Source organism: Enterobacter sp. 50588862, assembly GCF_001462935.1.
In the GTDB taxonomy this organism is placed as follows: domain Bacteria; phylum Pseudomonadota; class Gammaproteobacteria; order Enterobacterales; family Enterobacteriaceae; genus Enterobacter; species Enterobacter bugandensis.
This window is the reverse complement of the sequence record NZ_LNHM01000043.1, coordinates 108,696-125,542: the sequence shown is the minus strand read 5'-3', so window position 1 is coordinate 125,542 and position 16,847 is coordinate 108,696. Positions and strand designations below refer to the sequence as shown.

Annotated in this window: 17 protein-coding genes; 7 read left to right on the top strand and 10 right to left on the bottom strand. The window is 56.4% G+C overall.

Annotated features, from left to right (window positions below; genetic code table 11):
- The 3 genes from efp (at position 1) to ecnB (ending at position 1,012) form a co-directional block, all read left to right on the top strand.
- Entirely contained in the window at positions 1-567 is a 567-nt protein-coding gene (gene efp, locus APT89_RS21640) for an elongation factor P (RefSeq protein WP_003855940.1), read from the top strand.
- A 58-nt stretch (positions 568-625) separates the two neighbouring features.
- On the top strand, positions 626-757 hold the full coding sequence (locus APT89_RS21635; protein ID WP_028015234.1) for an entericidin A/B family lipoprotein: 132 nt from the start codon (positions 626-628) through the stop codon (positions 755-757).
- Between the two features lie 108 nt (positions 758-865).
- Positions 866-1,012: a lipoprotein toxin entericidin B gene (gene ecnB, locus APT89_RS21630; protein WP_003855942.1), complete on the top strand. Its 147-nt coding sequence runs from the start codon at positions 866-868 to the stop codon at positions 1,010-1,012.
- Positions 1,013-1,052: 40 nt separating this feature from the next.
- Here ecnB and APT89_RS21625 read toward each other — a convergent pair whose 3' ends face one another.
- Positions 1,053-1,652: a helix-turn-helix transcriptional regulator gene (locus APT89_RS21625; RefSeq protein ID WP_041911497.1), complete on the bottom strand. Its 600-nt coding sequence runs from the start codon at positions 1,650-1,652 to the stop codon at positions 1,053-1,055.
- Between the two features lie 259 nt (positions 1,653-1,911).
- Here APT89_RS21625 and sugE point away from each other — a divergent pair, with 259 nt between their 5' ends.
- Positions 1,912-2,229, top strand: coding sequence for a quaternary ammonium compound efflux SMR transporter SugE (gene sugE / locus APT89_RS21620; RefSeq protein WP_006178944.1), 318 nt, complete (start codon positions 1,912-1,914; stop codon positions 2,227-2,229).
- Here sugE and APT89_RS21615 read toward each other — a convergent pair.
- Positions 2,226-2,756 (bottom strand): lipocalin family protein, encoded by a 531-nt coding sequence (locus tag APT89_RS21615; protein WP_028015236.1) that lies wholly within the window; start codon positions 2,754-2,756, stop codon positions 2,226-2,228. The two genes, sugE and APT89_RS21615, sit on opposite strands and share 4 nt — an antisense overlap.
- A 105-nt stretch (positions 2,757-2,861) precedes the next feature.
- Positions 2,862-4,007, bottom strand: a complete 1,146-nt coding sequence (locus APT89_RS21610) for a cephalosporin-hydrolyzing class C beta-lactamase ACT-77 (protein WP_060573544.1) — start codon at positions 4,005-4,007, stop codon at positions 2,862-2,864.
- 132 nt (positions 4,008-4,139) lie between these two features.
- Here APT89_RS21610 and ampR point away from each other — a divergent pair, with 132 nt between their 5' ends.
- A complete protein-coding gene (gene ampR / locus APT89_RS21605; protein ID WP_060573542.1) occupies positions 4,140-5,015 on the top strand; it encodes a LysR family transcriptional regulator AmpR in 876 nt (291 codons plus the stop codon).
- Positions 5,016-5,044: 29 nt separating this feature from the next.
- Here the strand turns inward: ampR and frdD are convergent, their stop codons facing one another.
- The 4 genes from frdD to frdA are packed head-to-tail and all read right to left on the bottom strand — an operon-like array spanning position 5,045 to position 8,338.
- Positions 5,045-5,404, bottom strand: coding sequence for a fumarate reductase subunit FrdD (gene frdD, locus APT89_RS21600; RefSeq protein ID WP_032662398.1), 360 nt, complete (start codon positions 5,402-5,404; stop codon positions 5,045-5,047).
- Between the two features lie 10 nt (positions 5,405-5,414).
- The gene (gene frdC, locus APT89_RS21595) at positions 5,415-5,810 is read right to left on the bottom strand and encodes a fumarate reductase subunit FrdC (RefSeq protein WP_060573539.1); all 396 of its coding nucleotides are present in this window, start codon (positions 5,808-5,810) and stop codon (positions 5,415-5,417) included.
- Positions 5,811-5,820: 10 nt separating this feature from the next.
- Entirely contained in the window at positions 5,821-6,555 is a 735-nt protein-coding gene (locus APT89_RS21590) for a succinate dehydrogenase/fumarate reductase iron-sulfur subunit (RefSeq protein WP_041911494.1), read from the bottom strand.
- Positions 6,548-8,338 (bottom strand): fumarate reductase (quinol) flavoprotein subunit, encoded by a 1,791-nt coding sequence (gene frdA / locus APT89_RS21585; protein ID WP_060573537.1) that lies wholly within the window; start codon positions 8,336-8,338, stop codon positions 6,548-6,550. Before frdA ends, APT89_RS21590 begins: the two co-directional genes overlap by 8 nt.
- A 310-nt stretch (positions 8,339-8,648) precedes the next feature.
- On the opposite strand from frdA, the gene epmA reads away from it, so the two are divergent.
- Positions 8,649-9,626, top strand: coding sequence for an elongation factor P--(R)-beta-lysine ligase (gene epmA / locus APT89_RS21580; protein ID WP_045261279.1), 978 nt, complete (start codon positions 8,649-8,651; stop codon positions 9,624-9,626).
- A 197-nt stretch (positions 9,627-9,823) separates the two neighbouring features.
- The gene (gene yjeM, locus APT89_RS21575; RefSeq protein WP_060573535.1) at positions 9,824-11,323 is read left to right on the top strand and encodes a glutamate/gamma-aminobutyrate family transporter YjeM; all 1,500 of its coding nucleotides are present in this window, start codon (positions 9,824-9,826) and stop codon (positions 11,321-11,323) included.
- Positions 11,324-11,360: 37 nt separating this feature from the next.
- On the opposite strand, the gene mscM is transcribed toward yjeM, so the two are convergent.
- The 3 genes from mscM to rsgA form a co-directional block, all read right to left on the bottom strand.
- Entirely contained in the window at positions 11,361-14,684 is a 3,324-nt protein-coding gene (gene mscM / locus APT89_RS21570; RefSeq protein WP_028015244.1) for a miniconductance mechanosensitive channel MscM, read from the bottom strand.
- 19 nt (positions 14,685-14,703) lie between these two features.
- Positions 14,704-15,672, bottom strand: coding sequence for an archaetidylserine decarboxylase (gene asd, locus APT89_RS21565; RefSeq protein ID WP_028015245.1), 969 nt, complete (start codon positions 15,670-15,672; stop codon positions 14,704-14,706).
- Between the two features lie 97 nt (positions 15,673-15,769).
- Complete coding sequence (gene rsgA, locus APT89_RS21560; protein ID WP_032644955.1) at positions 15,770-16,822, bottom strand: small ribosomal subunit biogenesis GTPase RsgA; 1,053 nt, start codon at positions 16,820-16,822, stop codon at positions 15,770-15,772.
- Positions 16,823-16,847: the final 25 nt, after the last annotated feature.

Sequence of the window (16,847 nt, the reverse complement as noted above, 5' to 3'; positions counted from 1 at the left end):
ATGGCAACGTACTATAGCAACGATTTTCGTGCTGGTCTTAAAATCATGATGGACGGCGAACCGTACGCGGTTGAAGCCAGCGAATTCGTTAAACCAGGTAAAGGCCAGGCATTCGCACGCGTTAAGCTGCGCCGCCTGCTGACCGGTACCCGTGTTGAGAAAACCTTCAAATCTACTGACTCCGCTGAAGGCGCTGATGTTGTCGATATGAACCTGACTTACCTGTACAACGACGGTGAGTTCTGGCACTTCATGAACAACGAAACCTTCGAGCAGCTGTCTGCTGACGCGAAAGCCATTGGCGATAACGCGAAGTGGCTGCTGGATCAGGCTGAGTGCATCGTGACCCTGTGGAACGGCCAGCCTATCGCCGTTACCCCACCAAACTTTGTTGAGCTGGAAATCGTTGAAACCGATCCAGGTCTGAAAGGTGACACCGCGGGTACTGGCGGCAAGCCAGCAACGCTCTCCACCGGCGCTGTGGTGAAAGTACCGCTGTTCGTACAGATCGGTGAAGTGATCAAAGTGGATACTCGCTCCGGCGAATACGTATCCCGCGTGAAGTAATTTACGTCATGATTCGAGGCGCAGCGCCCGCTGCGCCTGATTTTTGCAGGCAGGGATGATGAAACGTACCGTTAAAATTCTGCTTCTGTTAGCGCTCTCCAGCGTACTGCTTTCCGGCTGTAACACCGCCCGTGGCATGGGGGAAGATATCCAGGACCTCGGTCATATCATTTCTCACGCAGCCAGCTAAGTCCGTCTAATTTTCCTAAAATTGCTTCCTTTTCCGTCAATCGGCGGGATCTTGTCTATTCTTAAGTTGCTATACACAAAACAACTTTGGCTATAAAAGGAAGATATTATGGTTAAGAAAACAATTGCAGCGATCTTTTCTGTCCTCGTGCTTTCCTCCGTGTTGACTGCATGTAATACCACCCGCGGCGTAGGGGAAGATATCTCCGACGGTGGTAACGCGATTTCTGGTGCAGCAACTAAAGCTCAGAACTAATGAAGCATGGACGGTACGGCACGTGAGTTTCACCGTACCGTCAATTCTCTGCTTCCTGCAGGGATAAAAACGGTGAAAAGCGTGTATCCATATGCAGCTTCATGCGGATATTGCGTTTATAGGTATAAACCGTTTTTCCGTTAATGCTCAGGTGAGCGGCTATCTTTTGGTTGCTCGCGCCGTCCATCCATAACGTCAACACTTTCTCCTCCTGTCGTGTCAGCAAGGGGGCGGCCACCGTCGGGCGGTACGTGCTTGCGCGCGAAATTAACGCGTCATTGATAACCGTCGCGATTTCCTCAAGAGGGGCATTTTTCATTAGCGAAGACCAGACCGGGAAGTTCCCGAGCCAGGTCGCCAGGTCCTTGTCCTCTCCCGATTGCAGCATAATAAAAGGTAATTTTTCGCTGGCGTTCAGCAAAGAAGAGAGTTGCTGGAAATGGTGAATATCCTGCCTGAAACCATGCAGGTCAGCGATGACCAGCTCAGGTTTCCATTGCAGAATGTGCTCTCTGGCGAGGAATAGATTGTTCAGCCCGGTCACAACGTAGTGCCCCGGGAACAAACCGGAATGATTGAGCCATGCTTCAAACCCGGTGCGGGTGAAGTGACAACGGTCAATCAAAAGAATCTTGAACATATTTTATTCGCAGTCGGCTAGTGGTTTGGCTTCCTGCCATCAGAAAGCACATCATCATAGAGAAGTCCGATGAGCTATAAATGCCTGAACTCCGCGCCATACTGCGGCTATTTCTGGGCTTAACGCGTTCATCAGAAAATGATTGAAAAAAAATCACACGCTAACCAAAATATGGGGTGTTATCTGCCTTGCGGGACGACCCGTAAGCGCTTCCTTCATCGGGGACGGCCCCAACTGTTTTTAAGTTAAGGAGCCCGAGATGTCCTGGATTATTCTCTTTATTGCTGGTCTGCTCGAAGTGGTATGGGCGATTGGTCTCAAGTACACCCACGGATTTACCCGCCTGACGCCCAGCGTTATTACCGTTACGGCGATGATCGTGAGCATTGTTCTGCTATCGTGGGCAATGCGTTCTCTGCCCGTGGGAACGGCCTATGCCGTCTGGACGGGGATCGGTGCCGTAGGCGCGGCGATTACCGGCATTCTGCTGCTGGGTGAGTCAGCGAGCCTGGCGCGCATTGCCAGCCTCGCTCTGATTGTTGCCGGTATCATTGGGCTGAAGCTCAGTACCCATTAACGGGGCTGTTTTACCCAAATAAGTTTCGACACATCAAACCCCTGTCGGGTCGCGACGTCCAGCATCTGCTGTTTCATTTCTGACGAAATAGTTGGCGTGCGGGAAAGTATCCACAGATAGTCGCGATCCGGCCCGCAGACCAGCGCGTGACGGTACTCTCTGTCGAGCGCTATCACGTTATAGCCGCCATAAAACGGGCCGAAGAAAGAGACTTTGAGCGCGGCCCGTCGCGGGTCGCCAGTGAAATAGGCTTTCCCGACCGACTGCTGCCACATCTCACGATCGGGATTATAGCCCCGGTTGATCACCTGAATACCGCCATCATCCATTGGGCTGTAATTAGCAGTAACCTTCTCTAAGCCCTGCTCAAACCGATGGTCGAGGCGCGCGATTTCATACCATGTTCCAAGGAAGCGTTGTGCATCAAAAGGCGTGACGACGGTAACGCCAGGAGGTGGGGTAGGGGAACTGCAGGCCACCACTAAAAACGCGGCTGTCACCGCGGCGATAACAGGCAAAATGCGCATAGGAGTTTCCTTACTGTTTTTTGTTAAGTGTAGATGACGGCAAGGAAAATGTGGTTTTTGTGCGGTGTGTTTCGCCGGGTAAGCGCAGCGCTACCCGGCAATGTTTTACTGCAGCGCGTCGAGGATACGGTATGCCGCCTCAACTCGCGCCGGGTTCGGATAGCTTTTATTCGCCAGCATCACAATGCCGAGCTGCTTTTCAGGAATAAAGGCCACGTAGCTGCCAAACCCGCCGGTGGAGCCCGTTTTGTGCACCCATGAGGCCTTAACCGGGGGAACGGGTGGACTCACTTCTCTCGCAGGCAACGGTGCCAGCGCCACCTTGTTATCACTGCCTCCGACGACGGTTTTGGCATCGACCGGCCAGTTAAGCATCTCCCAACCTAACCCCTGATACATGGCACCCACGCGCCAGTAGCGAGACTGCGCCAGCGTAATGCCTTGCTTCAGGGACGTATCCTGCAACGCGTCAGGGGCCATATTGGCCATCACCCAGCTCGCCATATCCTGCACGTTGGTTTTCACGCCATATGCCTCTGCGTCCAGCATGCCCGGTGAAACGTGGACCGCTTTACCGTCACGATATCCCCAGGCGTAATGCGTCTCCTCCGCTTTCGGAACGTTAATCCAGGTATGATCCAGCTTGAGCGGCTTAAAGACCCTCGTCGTCATGGCCTGCTCATAGCTCATGCCGGAAGGTTTGACCGCCAGCGCGCCAAAAAGACCGATGCTGGAGTTGGCGTAAAGACGCGTTGTGCCCGGCTTCCACTGAGGCTGCCAGTTTTGATAGAAGCGCAGCAGGGAAGCGTTATCTGTAACCTCATCGGGCACCTGTAAAGGCAGGCCACCGGCGGTGTAGGTTGCCAGATCCAGCATGCGAATCCCTTGCCACTGCTTGCCGGTCAGATCAGGCCAATATTTGGTTACCGGATCGCCCAGCGAAATTTCGCCGCGGGCAATAGCATCGCCCCCCAGCACGCCGGTGAAGGTTTTACTTATAGAGCCCAGCTCGAACAGGGTTTGCGGGGTGACGGGTTTGTTCGCCGCGATATCGGCCTTTCCAAAGGTAAAGTAGTGTGGCTGGCCCTGATAAATCACGGCCACCGCCATGCCTGGAATACCCTGCGCTTTCATCAGGGGCGTAACGTTGCGTTCTACCACGTCAGCCAGCTGTTTTTCCGACATCGGCGCGGCGAGTACAGAGCAGGATGTGCTGAGCAGCAGGGCGCAGCAAAGGAATTTTTTCATCATCAATTATCTTCCATAATAGCAGGTCAAGGGAGTGTCCGGGCCCGGCAGACCGCTGTAGTCTGTTGGATTTGACTATGGCTGACAAACGGTTAAATTTAGCATGAGCTGTTAATTTTTCTAACGGATGGAACAATGACCCGCAGCTATCTTCCGCTTAATTCGCTTCGCGCCTTCGAAGCGGCCGCCCGGCACCTCAGTTTTACGCATGCAGCGATAGAGCTGAACGTCACCCATTCCGCCATCAGCCAGCACGTTAAGGCGCTGGAGCAGCATCTGAATTGCCAGCTGTTTGTCCGCGTCTCGCGCGGCCTGATGCTGACCACGGAGGGGGAAAATCTGCTGCCGGTGCTGAATGATTCATTCGATCGTATCGCCGGAATGCTGGATCGCTTTGCCAGCCAGCGCGCTCAGGAGAAGCTAAAAATTGGCGTAGTAGGAACTTTCGCCACGGGTATCCTGTTCTCTCAGCTCGCGGACTTTCGCCGCTGTTATCCGCATATCGATCTTCACCTTTCCACCCATAACAACCGCGTCGATCCGGCTGCTGAAGGGCTTGATTATACGATCCGCTACGGCGGTGGGGCGTGGCACGGCACCGAGGCGCAATTCCTGTGCCCTGCGCCGCTGGCGCCACTTTGCTCGCCCGAAATCGCCGCCGTGCTCCAGTCTCCGGCCGACATCCTGAAGTTTACCCTGCTGCGCTCTTACCGACGCGACGAATGGTCGGCGTGGATGCAGGCGGCAGGCGAGCATCCTCCGTCGCCAACGCACCGGGTGATGGTGTTTGATTCGTCTGTCACCATGCTGGAAGCCGCACAGGCAGGTATGGGCATAGCCATTGCGCCTGTCGATATGTTTACCCATTTGCTGAACAGCGAGCGCATCGTGCAGCCGTTTACAACGCAAATTGATCTGGGCAGTTACTGGTTAACAAGACTGCAGTCGCGGGCTGAAACGTCCGCAATGCGTGAATTTGCCCAGTGGCTGGTGGGAAAGATGCAGAAATAAAAGGCCCGCCGGATGGCGGGCCAGAAGCGTCAGAGAGTGACCACGGCAATCAGCGTCACCACGGTCAGGATGGTTGCCAGCCCGTAGAACACCCATTTACCGCTCGGCACATGGATTTTCAGGTCATGCATCGCATGGTGAATGCGGTGCAGGCCGCACCACAGCGGCAGGACGATCATCAGGAAGATGAACACGCGGCCAATAAAGCTGCTCGCAAACGCCAGCACGCGCTCGTAGCTCAGCGCATCGCCCGGAAACAGCCCCAGCGGCAGCATAATGCCGACCAGCAGGATGATCACCGGGGCGATGATGGCACTCCACATGCCGCCTGCGCCAAACAGGCCCCAGAAGACCGGCTCGTCTGAACGTTTTGGATTTGGATTGATCACAGTAGTCTCCTTACCAGAACAGTGCGACAAACAGAATGACAACCGTGACCAGGATCGTCACTGCCCATAGCCCTTTAATGACTGGCTCCGGCCCCATTTTTTCGTCTTTAATGATGATGTTTGCCGCTTTTGGCGCCAGTTCAAACCAGGTTTTGGTATGAAGTAGCGCCGCCGCGAGCGCGATCAGGTTCAGAACCACGATGATTGGGTTTTGCAGGAAACCGACAAAGTTCGCCCAGGTTTCTGGCCCGTGTTTAAGGGCAAAAACGCCATACATTAACTCAAGGCTGAACCAGACCGCCGGTACCGCCGTGCCTTCACGCAGCATATAGAAGCGATAAAACGGCAGTTTTTTCCACCAGGTGGACGGCACAGGCCGCACGTAGGCTTTGCGTTTAGTCGTCATCATGCACTCCTTAGCGTGGTTTCAGGGTAGCGATAAGAAAGTCTTTCGAGCTTTCCACTTTACCCTGCTGAATTGCGGCGGCCGGGTCGACGTGCTTCGGACAGACTTCGGAGCAGTAGCCCACAAACGTACAGGTCCAGACGCCGTTCTGGCCGTTTAGCTGCGCCATACGTTCTTTTTTGCCGTGGTCGCGGCTGTCTTCGTTATAGCGGTGCGCCAGGGTAATGGCGGCCGGGCCGATGAACTCCGGGTTCAGGCCAAACTGAGGACAGGCGGCGTAACACAGGCCGCAGTTGATGCAGCCGGAGAACTGATGGTATTTCGCCATCTGCGCCGGCGTCTGGGTGTTCGGACCCTGGTCCGGCGTGCGCGGGTTGCCGATGATGTACGGCTTAATCGCTTCCAGGCTTTCGATAAAGTGGGTCATATCGACCACCAGATCGCGCTCGATTGGGAAGTTGCCCAGCGCTTCAACCTTAATGCCTTTGGTGTAGTCACGCAGGAAGGTTTTACAGGCCAGCTTCGGCACCTTGTTGACCATCATGCCGCAGGAGCCGCAGATCGCCATGCGGCAGGACCAGCGGTAGCTCAGGTCCGGCGCCAGGTTGTCTTTGATATAGCCGAGCGCATCCAGGAGGGAGGTTTGCTCGTCATAAGGCACTTCGTAGAAAGCGCTGTGGGGGGCGGTATCCACTTCCGGGTTGTAGCGCACCACTTCAACTTTCAATTTTTGCATCTCAGCCATTCGCCTTCTCCTTCTTCTCGGCGGCTTCTGCTTCTGCGCCATACACGCGTTTAGCCGGTGGCAGCGTGGTGATTTTCACGTCGCTGTAGTCCAGACGCGTGGTGCCATCCGCATCGCGCCAGGCGAGAGTGTGTTTCAGGAAATTGACGTCGTCACGTTCGGTGCAGCCTTCGTCCAGACGCTGGTGGGCGCCGCGAGACTCTTTACGCGCCAGCGCAGAGTGCGCCATACATTCCGCGACGTTCAGGCCGTGGCCAAGCTCAATGGTATAGAGCAGGTCGGTGTTGAAGACGCTGGAGGTATCGGTGATGCGCACGCGCTTGAAGCGCTCCTGCAGTTCCGCCAGCTTGTCGACGGTTTTCTGCATCAGTTCCGGCGTACGGTAGATACCGCAGCCTTCTTCCATCGACAGGCCCATCTCGTCGCGGATCTTCGACCAGTTCTCGTTGCCTTCCTGGTTCACCAGATCCTTCAGGCGTTTTTCAACGTCTGTGACCTGCGCATCCAGCGCCGCACCGTTTGCTTCGCCTGCGGTTGCCGCACGCTCCATGGCGCGCTCGCCCGCCATGCGGCCAAAGACGACCAGCTCTGCCAGCGAGTTAGAGCCCAGACGGTTGGCGCCGTGCAGGCCGACGGAGGAACACTCGCCCACGGCGAACAGCCCTTTAATGCGGGTTTCACACTGCTGGTCGGTTTCAATCCCGCCCATGGTGTAGTGCGCGGTTGGGCGTACCGGTATCGGCTCTTTCACCGGGTCGACGCCCACGTAGGCTTTTGCCAGTTCGCAGATAAACGGCAGACGCTCCAGCAGTTTCTTCTCGCCCAGGTGACGCAGGTCGAGATAGACCACGTCGCCGCGCGGCGTTGAGATGGTGTTGCCCTTGCGCCACTCGTGCCAGAAGGCCTGAGAAACTTTGTCGCGCGGGCCGAGCTCCATGTATTTGTTCTTCGGCTCGCCGAGCGGGGTTTCCGGGCCCATGCCGTAATCCTGCAGATAACGGTAGCCGTTTTTGTTGACCAGAATACCGCCTTCACCGCGGCAGCCTTCCGTCATCAAAATGCCGGAGCCCGGCAGGCCGGTTGGGTGATACTGCACAAACTCCATATCGCGCAACGGCACGCCGTGGCTCAGCGCCATGCCCATCCCGTCGCCGGTGACGATGCCGCCGTTGGTGTTGTAGCGATAGACGCGACCTGCACCGCCCGTTGCCATCACCACCGCATTGGCGCGGATCTGGACGAGCGTGCCTTCCATCATATTCATCGCCACCAGGCCACGTGCATGACCGTCGTCGACCAGAATGTCGAGGACAAAATGTTCATCGAAGCGCTGAATTTGTGGGAACTGAAGGGAGGTCTGGAAGAGGGTGTGCAGCATGTGGAAGCCGGTCTTATCGGCGGCGAACCAGGTACGTTCGATCTTCATGCCACCGAAGCGGCGGACGTTGACGCTGCCGTCCGGACGGCGGCTCCACGGGCATCCCCACTGCTCGAGCTGGGTCATCTCCGTTGGGCAATGGTGCACGAAGTAGTCAACGACATCCTGTTCGCAAAGCCAGTCGCCCCCTGCAACCGTGTCGTGGAAATGGTATTCGAAGCTGTCATGATCCTGCGCGACGGCGGCGGATCCTCCTTCTGCTGCCACCGTGTGGCTGCGCATCGGATAGACTTTTGAAATCAATGCGATTCTAGCGTTCGGGTTGGCTTGTGCCGCAGCAATTGCAGCGCGTAATCCAGCCCCGCCAGCGCCTATTACGGCAAGATCGGCTTGAAAAGTTTGCACGACATTCCTCCAGATTTTTGTTTTCCCGCAATGCGATGAACTAAAGGAAGTTCACCTGCCCGAACGGGCGATTGCGGAAGCGATTCCACTGCTCCTTTATGGGTATAACAGTATAACCGCGTAGTTGTGAGGGAAATTTGACGTGTTCGATTTTTTTGCTGTTCTGTGCGGTGATTTATCATCGTGATTGATGAATTGCATCACAAAATAATCCACATAAATGAAATACGCGTTTTTACTGCGCAAAATTTGTCTCTGCCACTGCTAACGAGTAGACTTCGTGCCCTTGTCTGAAATCGGAGAAAAACTCATGAGCGAAACGGCCACCTGGCAGCCGAGCGCATCCATCCCAAATCTGTTAAAACGCGCCGCAATTATGACGGAGATCCGCCGTTTCTTTGCCGACCGCGGCGTCCTGGAGGTGGAAACCCCGTGCATGAGTCAGGCAACGGTAACGGATATTCATCTGGTCCCGTTTGAAACCCGTTTTGTTGGCCCAGGCCACTCCCAGGGCATGAATCTGTATCTGATGACCAGCCCGGAATATCACATGAAGCGCCTGCTGGCGGCGGGGTGTGGTCCGGTGTATCAGCTGTGCCGCAGCTTCCGTAATGAAGAAATGGGGCGTCACCACAACCCGGAATTCACCATGCTGGAGTGGTACCGCCCGCACTATGATATGTACCGCCTGATGAATGAGGTGGACGATTTGCTGCAGCAGGTACTGGACTGCTCTGAAGCCGAAACGCTCTCCTATCAGCAGGCCTTCCAGCGCCATCTGGAAATCGATCCGCTGTCGGCGGACAAAGCTCAGCTGCGTGAAGTGGCGGCAAAACTGGATCTGAGCAACGTGGCGGATACCGAAGAGGATCGCGACACGCTGCTGCAGCTGCTGTTCACCTTCGGCGTGGAACCGCAGATTGGCAAAGATCGCCCGACGTTTGTCTATCACTTCCCGGCAAGCCAGGCGTCACTGGCGCAGATCAGCACCGAAGACCACCGCGTGGCGGAACGTTTTGAGGTCTATTACAAAGGTATTGAGCTGGCGAACGGCTTCCACGAACTGACCGACGCGCGCGAGCAGGCGCAACGTTTCGAGCAGGATAACCGCAAACGCGCCGCGCGCGGCCTGCCACAGCAGCCGATCGATACCAACCTGCTGGAAGCGTTAAAGGCGGGTCTGCCGGATTGCTCCGGCGTGGCGCTGGGCGTGGATCGTCTGGTCATGCTGGCGCTGGGCGCCGAGCAGCTGGGCGATGTGATTGCCTTTACGGTCGATCGCGCCTAAAAAATGGCCGGGTGGCGCTGTCGCTTACCCGGCATATATATCTGTGGCAATTTTCCTTTCCATTTCTTCTCCGCAACATTAAAAACTGCCATTTTCTCTGTACACGGGTCTTTTTCTTAAATCGCCTCGTATAGCCACAATATTAGTCTGGTCATCTGCTACCATCCGCGCAGTTTAATTCCTCTTCGGATGGTTATATGTCCCAGTCACTCAAAAAGATGACCCTCACCGGGCTCATTCTGATGATTTTTACGTCAGTTTTTGGCTTTGCCAACAGCCCGTCGGCTTTCTATCTGATGGGCTACAGCGCGACGCCGTTTTATATCGTTTCTGCTCTGTTCTTCTTTATCCCGTTTGCGCTGATGATGGCGGAGATGGGCTCGGCTTACCGGAAAGAAGAGGGCGGTATCTATTCATGGATGAACAACAGCATCGGCCCGCGCTACGCGTTTATCGGCACGTTTATGTGGTTCTCCTCCTACGTCGTCTGGATGGTCAGCACGGCGGCCAAAGTCTGGGTGCCGTTCTCCACGTTTCTTTTCGGTGCGGATAAAACGCAGGTCTGGTCTTTAGCCGGGCTGAGCTCCACGCAGGTGGTCGGAATTCTGGCGGTGTGCTGGATGGTGGTGGTGACGCTGGTGGCGTCAAAAGGCATCAACAAAATTGCCCGTATCACTGCCGTTGGCGGTATTTCCGTGATGTGCCTGAACCTGGTGCTGCTGCTGGTGAGTATCGCCATTCTGTGCCTGAACGGCGGACACTTCGCGCAGGAGGTGAACTTCGTTTCATCGCCTAATCCGGGCTATCAGTCCGGGCTGGCCATGCTCTCCTTCGTGGTATTTGCCATTTTTGCCTACGGCGGTATTGAAGCGGTAGGTGGGCTGGTCGATAAGACCGAGAACCCGGAAAAAAACTTTGCCAAAGGGATTATTTTTGCCGCCATCGTGATTTCCATCGGCTATTCGCTGGCGATTTTCCTCTGGGGCGTTAGCACCAACTGGCAGCAGGTATTGAGTAACAATACCACTAACCTCGGGAACATCACCTACGTGCTGATTAAAAGCCTGGGAATGACGCTGGGTAACGCCATGCACCTGACGCCGGAAGCATCGGCCACCCTGGGGATCTGGTTTGCGCGCATTACCGGCCTGTCGATGTTCCTAGCCTATACCGGCGCGTTCTTCACGCTAATCTACTCGCCGCTGAAAGCAATCATCCAGGGTACGCCAAAGGCGCTGTGGCCGGCACGCATGACGCAGCTCAATACCGCAGGCATGCCTGCCAACGCCATGTGGATGCAGTGTCTGCTGGTGTGCGTGTTCATTCTGCTGGTGTCATTTGGCGGTGATACCGCGTCTGCGTTCTATAACAAGCTGACCCTGATGGCGAACGTGTCGATGACGCTGCCGTACCTGTTCCTGACGCTGGCGTTCCCGTTCTTTAAGGCGAAGCGGGATCTTGAGCGTCCGTTTGTGATCTTCAAAACTCGCGCGGCAACGCTGCTGGCGACCACGGTGGTGGTGCTGGTCGTGGCGTTTGCCAACATCTTTACCGTTATTCAGCCCGTGGTTGAGGCGAACGACTGGAACAGCGCGCTGTGGATGGTCGGTGGGCCAGTCTTCTTCTCGCTGCTGGCGATGGGGATTTATGAGAATTACCGCCGGCGCTCAATGGCGTACGTCACGGAAGTGGCGTAGCGGTAAAATGCCCCTCCCGAAAGGGAGGGGAGAACGATTACAGACTTCCCGCCGGGCGCGATCTTGCCGCCGACGTGAGCGTTTTACCCATCTTGCGTCCGTCCATGCTTTCCAGACGCATCTGGAACGGTGGGAACGGCATATCAATACCATGCTCGCGGAAGCCCGCCAGAATCAGCTGGTGGATCTCATGGCGCAGCGGCATGCGGTGTCCCATTTCGGCGGCGTAGATACGCAGTTCGAAAATCTGGATCCCCTGCTGTAAATCAACCAGGAATACTTCCGGCGCAGGGTTATCGAGCACCAGCGTACAGCGTTCAGCGGCGGTGTAGAGGATCTGCGTGACCTCTTCACTGTTGGCATCCGACGGCGCCGGTACCGTCAGCACCACGCGCGTGACGGAGTCCGACAGGGACCAGTTGATAAACTGCTCGGTAATAAATGCCTTGTTCGGCACGATGATCTCTTTACGGTCCCAGTCGCTGATCGTGGTGGCGCGGGTGTTGATCTTCGTTACGCTCCCGGTCAGATCGCGGATCGTCACCGTATCGCCAATGCGAATCGGCTTTTCAAACAGGATGATCAGGCCGGATACAAAGTTAGCGAAAATCTCCTGCATGCCAAAGCCAAGGCCAAACGTCAGCGCGGCCACCAGCCACTGCAGTTTAGACCACTCAATACCAATCATTGAGAACCCGACCATTCCGCCAAACAGCAGTATCAGGTATTTCGTAATGGTCGTAATGGCGTATCCCGTGCCGGGGGTTAAATCCAGATGCTGCAGCAGCGCCAGCTCCAGCAACGCCGGGAAGTTACGCACCAGCTGGGTGGTGATGATCAGCACCAGAATGGCAATCAGCACCGCGCCTAAGGTGATCGGCTCCAGGCTTTCAACGCCCTGCACCGTGGACGTCACGTCCCACAGAGAGATGTTCTCCAGGAAGCCAAACGCGGAGTGAATTTCCGACCACAGGAAGATCACCGACAGAAGGGCAATCAGCATCAGGAGGGAGCGCACCAGGCGCAGAGACTGGGTACTGATGGCATCCAGATCCAGTTCGACCTCGTCCGCATCCATCGTGCCTTCCGTGCTGTTGACATGGGTTGGCTCTTCCTCGCCACGGGCACGCTGAGCGAGGATCTCTGCCCGGCGATGCTTGGCGCGGTCAAAGGCCAGACGGCGGCGCTGGATCAGCATCCCGCGCCGGATCACGTGATACACCACCAGCAGCAGGAACCAGATCGCCACCGACGTTTCCAGTCGCGCCAGCAGCGCCTGCGAGGTTGCCAGGTAACCTACCGCCGCTGCCAGCATCGCAATCAGAGGAGCGCTCAGCAGCAGGTTCCAGAGCAGCCGGTTGAACATGTTGTCGCCGCTGCCGGATTTATCCAGATAGAGCGGTATCCCCGCGCGTTTCAGGCTGAGCGTGACGATGGCCAGCGCGCCGCAGATTAGCATAAAGCAGAGGCGGCCCAGCGAGCCTGAGAATTCCCGGTCGTTGAGATTATCAAACATGATCAGCGCCATTATCAGCGGCACAATCAGCCCGATGCTCATCAGGTAATAGCGCATGGCGCGCGCCACGCGATTACGAGGCCAGCCAAAATGGGCGATGAACAGGCCGTTAGGCCGCGCGAACGTCGCGCAAATCATCACCACCCACAGCAACGGTACCGTGGCGGTGACGCCATCGCCAATGGCGACCGCGAGCGGATAGGGCCAGGCTTCCCGCAGGCCATAGCCAAGCGTCATCCACAGCACCGGTAGCGGAGAGGCGACGAGAATCGACCAGAACACGGTGCGCAGCGTCAGCCAGAAGTGATCCTGAGTGACTTTCCCCACCCGCGCGCTGGAACGCTCCAGGAAGCGGGTGAAATGTCTGCGCGAATAAATGCTGAAGCCCACCAGAACCAACGCGCCCAGCAGCGGGAAAATCGTCTCTTTACTGGTCAGCATCATCACGCTGGCCTGTCCGAGCTGGCTAAAGGTGTCGAGCGAAATCAGGCGGCGCAGATCCTGAACAATCTCAATTGGCCACGAGAAGGTCATTGGACGTACGTCGGATGTCCAGAAGAGATAACGGTGCGTAGCCTCGTTCACCTCTTTCAGCGCGTCTTCCAGCTGGCTGTTAGAGACCTTGAGCTTAGTCAGTTCCAGAATCAGCGTATCCCCGCCCTGCAGCAGGGAGTTCAGCAGTTCGCGCTGGGTGCGCAGCTGGGCTTCCAGAATACGGTTTTGCTCGCTGGTCAGAGGTTGTCCGTCAGCCTGACGGATCTGGCGTATTTGCGGCTGCTTATTGAGAAGATCTTCAAAGTGCAGTCGCTGCACGCGCAGCTGGGCCATCTCGGTATCCAGCTGCTGCGGTTTCGGCATTTCCGGCAGGCGCGCGACCTGGGCGCGTAACGCTTCGCCCAGCAGGTTTGATGACCCGAGCCACTGGGACTGCTCGCGCAGGGTGTTGAGCGCCTGGCGCACCTGCAGGGTTTGATTCGTCGCCTGACGCTGCTGGGAGGCAACCAGATCCATACGCTGCGCCTGCTGATTCAGGGCGGCAGAAAGCTCGCGGTTGACCTTAAACTGATCGACGATACCTTCCGGCAGATTGGCGCTGTTTTCCGCCAGCAGCTCGGTGCTTTCAAGCGCTCGCTCGGCTTCGCGCTGGCGCTGGCTGTTAAGCAAATTACGCAGGGCCTGAAGGTACGCATCCAGCTGCTCGCTCTGCTTCTGAGCGAGTTCAGAGCGCATCCGCGCCAGCTCCTGGCGGTTGTTGGCGGAAAGCTGCGCCAGCTCCAGCTCATCCACAAGGGCCTTCAGACGGGCAGATTCCGCCTGCAGACCCAGATTTTGCGCCTGAGCCTGCGGCGTGTTGCCGCTTTGCGTACCCACGCGGCGCTCAACGTCGTTAAGCTGGCGGCGGGCGTCGGTTTGCTGCTGCGGAAGCTGGCTGAGGGAGTCGGCAATTTCACGCGCTCGCTCCTGCTCCTGCTGAGCCTGGCGGCTCTTTTCCAGGAGCTGGCTGCTGACCTGCAGGATTTCCTGATTCAGGGCGTCGGTGGTCATGCCTTCCGGCACTTCGCGCGGCTCATCGCGCAGATTAGCGAGTTGCGCGCGCAGCGTTTGCGAGAGTTTAGGGAAGTTGTCGATAACCTGCTGATACTGCTGAGCGCGCTCAAGCGAGCCTTTCCGCTCTTCAAGCGCGTTCAGTGCGGACTGGAGTGACTCAACGGTCTCTGGCTGAGCGGGTTTAGCCGCTTTCGCCTGCTCCAGCTCCTGGGTTATCTGTTTGGCGTCGGGGGCTGTCGCTGCGTACGCCCCCATGCTGAGGCACCAGGCCATCAGTAGAACGATAATCGGGCGCACGTCAGCGATCCTTCTTTTGTTAGCCTTCGTCTTTTTTGTCGTCAACCAGCGGGCTGGCGTCGTGCTCGGCGTCGATCTCTTCTTGCGGCAGCGGAGCAGGTTCTGCATCCGGCGTCACGAAGGTTTCGGTAGAGACCGCCAGCGGCTGACCCAGTTTGGTGACCGACAGGCTTTCGAGCTGCTCAGCCAGCTTCACTTTGCCCGGCGCAAACAGGTTGATGACGGTAGAGCCCAGCTTGAAGCGACCCATTTCCTGGCCTTTCAGCAGGGCGACTGAACCTTCTTCTTCACCGGCAGGCCACGTCCAGCGCTTGATCACGCCTTCACGCGGCGGGGTAATGGTGCCAGCCCAGACGGTTTCGATGCTGCCGACAATGGTCGCGCCCACCAGAATCTGCGCCATAGGGCCGAATTCAGTATCGAACAGGCAGATGACGCGTTCGTTACGGGCAAACAGGTTCGGTACGTTTTGCGCGGTCAGGTGGTTCACGGAGAACAGATCGCCCGGCACGTAGATCATCTCACGCAGGATACCGTTACACGGCATGTGTACGCGGTGGTAGTCGCGCGGTGACAGATAGGTGGTGGCAAAGGTGCCGTTGCGGAACAGGTCCGCCATCAGGTAATTGCCCGCCAGCAGCGCTTCCAGGCTGTAGTTGTGGCCCTTCGCCTGCAGAATTTTGTCGTCTTCGATGTTACCCAACTGGCTGATCACGCCGTCTGCTGGCATCACCAGGACGTTAGGGTCGGTGTTCAGCGGGCGCACTTCGTCGCGCAGCGGGCGCACGAAAAACTCGTTGAACGTGCGGTAGCTGGCGGTGTCCGGCTTCTGCGCTTCTTTCATGTCGACCTTGTAATACTTAACGAAAAGGTCGATGACCAGTTTGGTCAGCCAGCCCGCGCGTTTGCTTGCGCCCCAGCCCGCCAGGCGAGTGAGCCACAGTTTTGGCAGAATGTATTGAAGCGAAAGTTTAAATGCGTTTAACAAGGTAGCCTCCAGGCCATTGTTTTGTCGTTCCTGATCCGGCAGTAAGCCGCCGGAACCTGAAAAAAGGGGACGATTTTAGCGATGCTTAGCTTAGTTGTCAGTTATCAGAATCAGAAAAGTTTTTACGCGTTTTTACCTGATCCATGCTCTCAAGAATGCGGTGGTAATTCTCGAAGCGGGTCTCCGCGATTTCACCTTTCTCAACCGCTTCGCGGATAGCGCAGCCTGGATCGTTATCGTGTTTGCAGTCGCGGTATTTGCAAGCGCCTAAATAATCATGGAATTCGACAAATCCATTAAAGATTTGTTCCGGCTCAAGATGCCATAAACCGAATTCACGCACGCCCGGTGAGTCGATCACATCGCCGCCGTGAGGGAAATGATAGAGACGTGAGGCGGTGGTGGTGTGCTGGCCCAGACCCGAGACGTCAGACACATCGTTAGTGAGGATCTCCTGCTGGAGGCCGAGAAGGTTGTTTAGCAGGCTCGATTTCCCCACGCCGGACTGACCCGCAAAGATGCTGATGCGATCGGTAAGCGCCTCTTCCAGCGGTTTCAGTCCGTCTTTGGTGTAGCTGGACACCATCAGAACGCGGTAGCCAATCTTGCGGTAGATATCCATCTGCTCATTAACGAAAGCCATGCCTTCGTCATCCAGCAGATCGATTTTGTTCAGCACGATAATCGGTTCAACCTGCAGCGTTTCACAGGCGACAAGGTATCGGTCGATAATATTGAGCGAAAGTTCGGGCAAAATCGCCGATACGATGACAATCTGGTTAATGTTGGCGGCAATCGGCTTCACCCCGTCGTAAAAATCGGGACGGGTTAACACGGACGTACGCTCATGGACCGCTTCAACGATACCTTTTACCGTAACGCCCTCTGCCGCCTCTTTACCCGGTCGCCAGACGACGCGGTCGCCGGTCACCAGAGAACGAATGGTCCGGCGAATGTTACAGCGGTGGATTTCGCCATCGGCGGATTCCACGTCGGCGTGCATACCGAAACGGCTGATGACTACGCCTTCCGTTGGTTCGCCAAACAGGTTGTCGTCGTAATCGACCTTCTCCGAAGTGGTTTTAAGACGGCGCTGATGATTGGCATTCACGCGGCGCTGCTGCCCTTTGGAGAGTTTATTTTTACTCAATCGCACTGGCTCCTGGTCGCCCGTA

Excerpts from the sequence above, each read along its gene's own strand:
- efp (WP_003855940.1), top strand. The coding sequence starts at position 1 with ATGGCAACGTACTATAGCAACGATTTTCGTGCTGGTCTTAAAATCATG.
- APT89_RS21635 (WP_028015234.1), top strand. The coding sequence starts at position 626 with ATGAAACGTACCGTTAAAATTCTGCTTCTGTTAGCGCTCTCCAGCGTA.
- ecnB (WP_003855942.1), top strand. The coding sequence starts at position 866 with ATGGTTAAGAAAACAATTGCAGCGATCTTTTCTGTCCTCGTGCTTTCC.
- APT89_RS21625 (WP_041911497.1), bottom strand. The coding sequence starts at position 1,652 with ATGTTCAAGATTCTTTTGATTGACCGTTGTCACTTCACCCGCACCGGG.
- sugE (WP_006178944.1), top strand. The coding sequence starts at position 1,912 with ATGTCCTGGATTATTCTCTTTATTGCTGGTCTGCTCGAAGTGGTATGG.
- APT89_RS21615 (WP_028015236.1), bottom strand. The coding sequence starts at position 2,756 with ATGCGCATTTTGCCTGTTATCGCCGCGGTGACAGCCGCGTTTTTAGTG.
- APT89_RS21610 (WP_060573544.1), bottom strand. The coding sequence starts at position 4,007 with ATGATGAAAAAATTCCTTTGCTGCGCCCTGCTGCTCAGCACATCCTGC.
- ampR (WP_060573542.1), top strand. The coding sequence starts at position 4,140 with ATGACCCGCAGCTATCTTCCGCTTAATTCGCTTCGCGCCTTCGAAGCG.
- frdC (WP_060573539.1), bottom strand. The coding sequence starts at position 5,810 with ATGACGACTAAACGCAAAGCCTACGTGCGGCCTGTGCCGTCCACCTGG.
- APT89_RS21590 (WP_041911494.1), bottom strand. The coding sequence starts at position 6,555 with ATGGCTGAGATGCAAAAATTGAAAGTTGAAGTGGTGCGCTACAACCCG.
- epmA (WP_045261279.1), top strand. The coding sequence starts at position 8,649 with ATGAGCGAAACGGCCACCTGGCAGCCGAGCGCATCCATCCCAAATCTG.
- yjeM (WP_060573535.1), top strand. The coding sequence starts at position 9,824 with ATGTCCCAGTCACTCAAAAAGATGACCCTCACCGGGCTCATTCTGATG.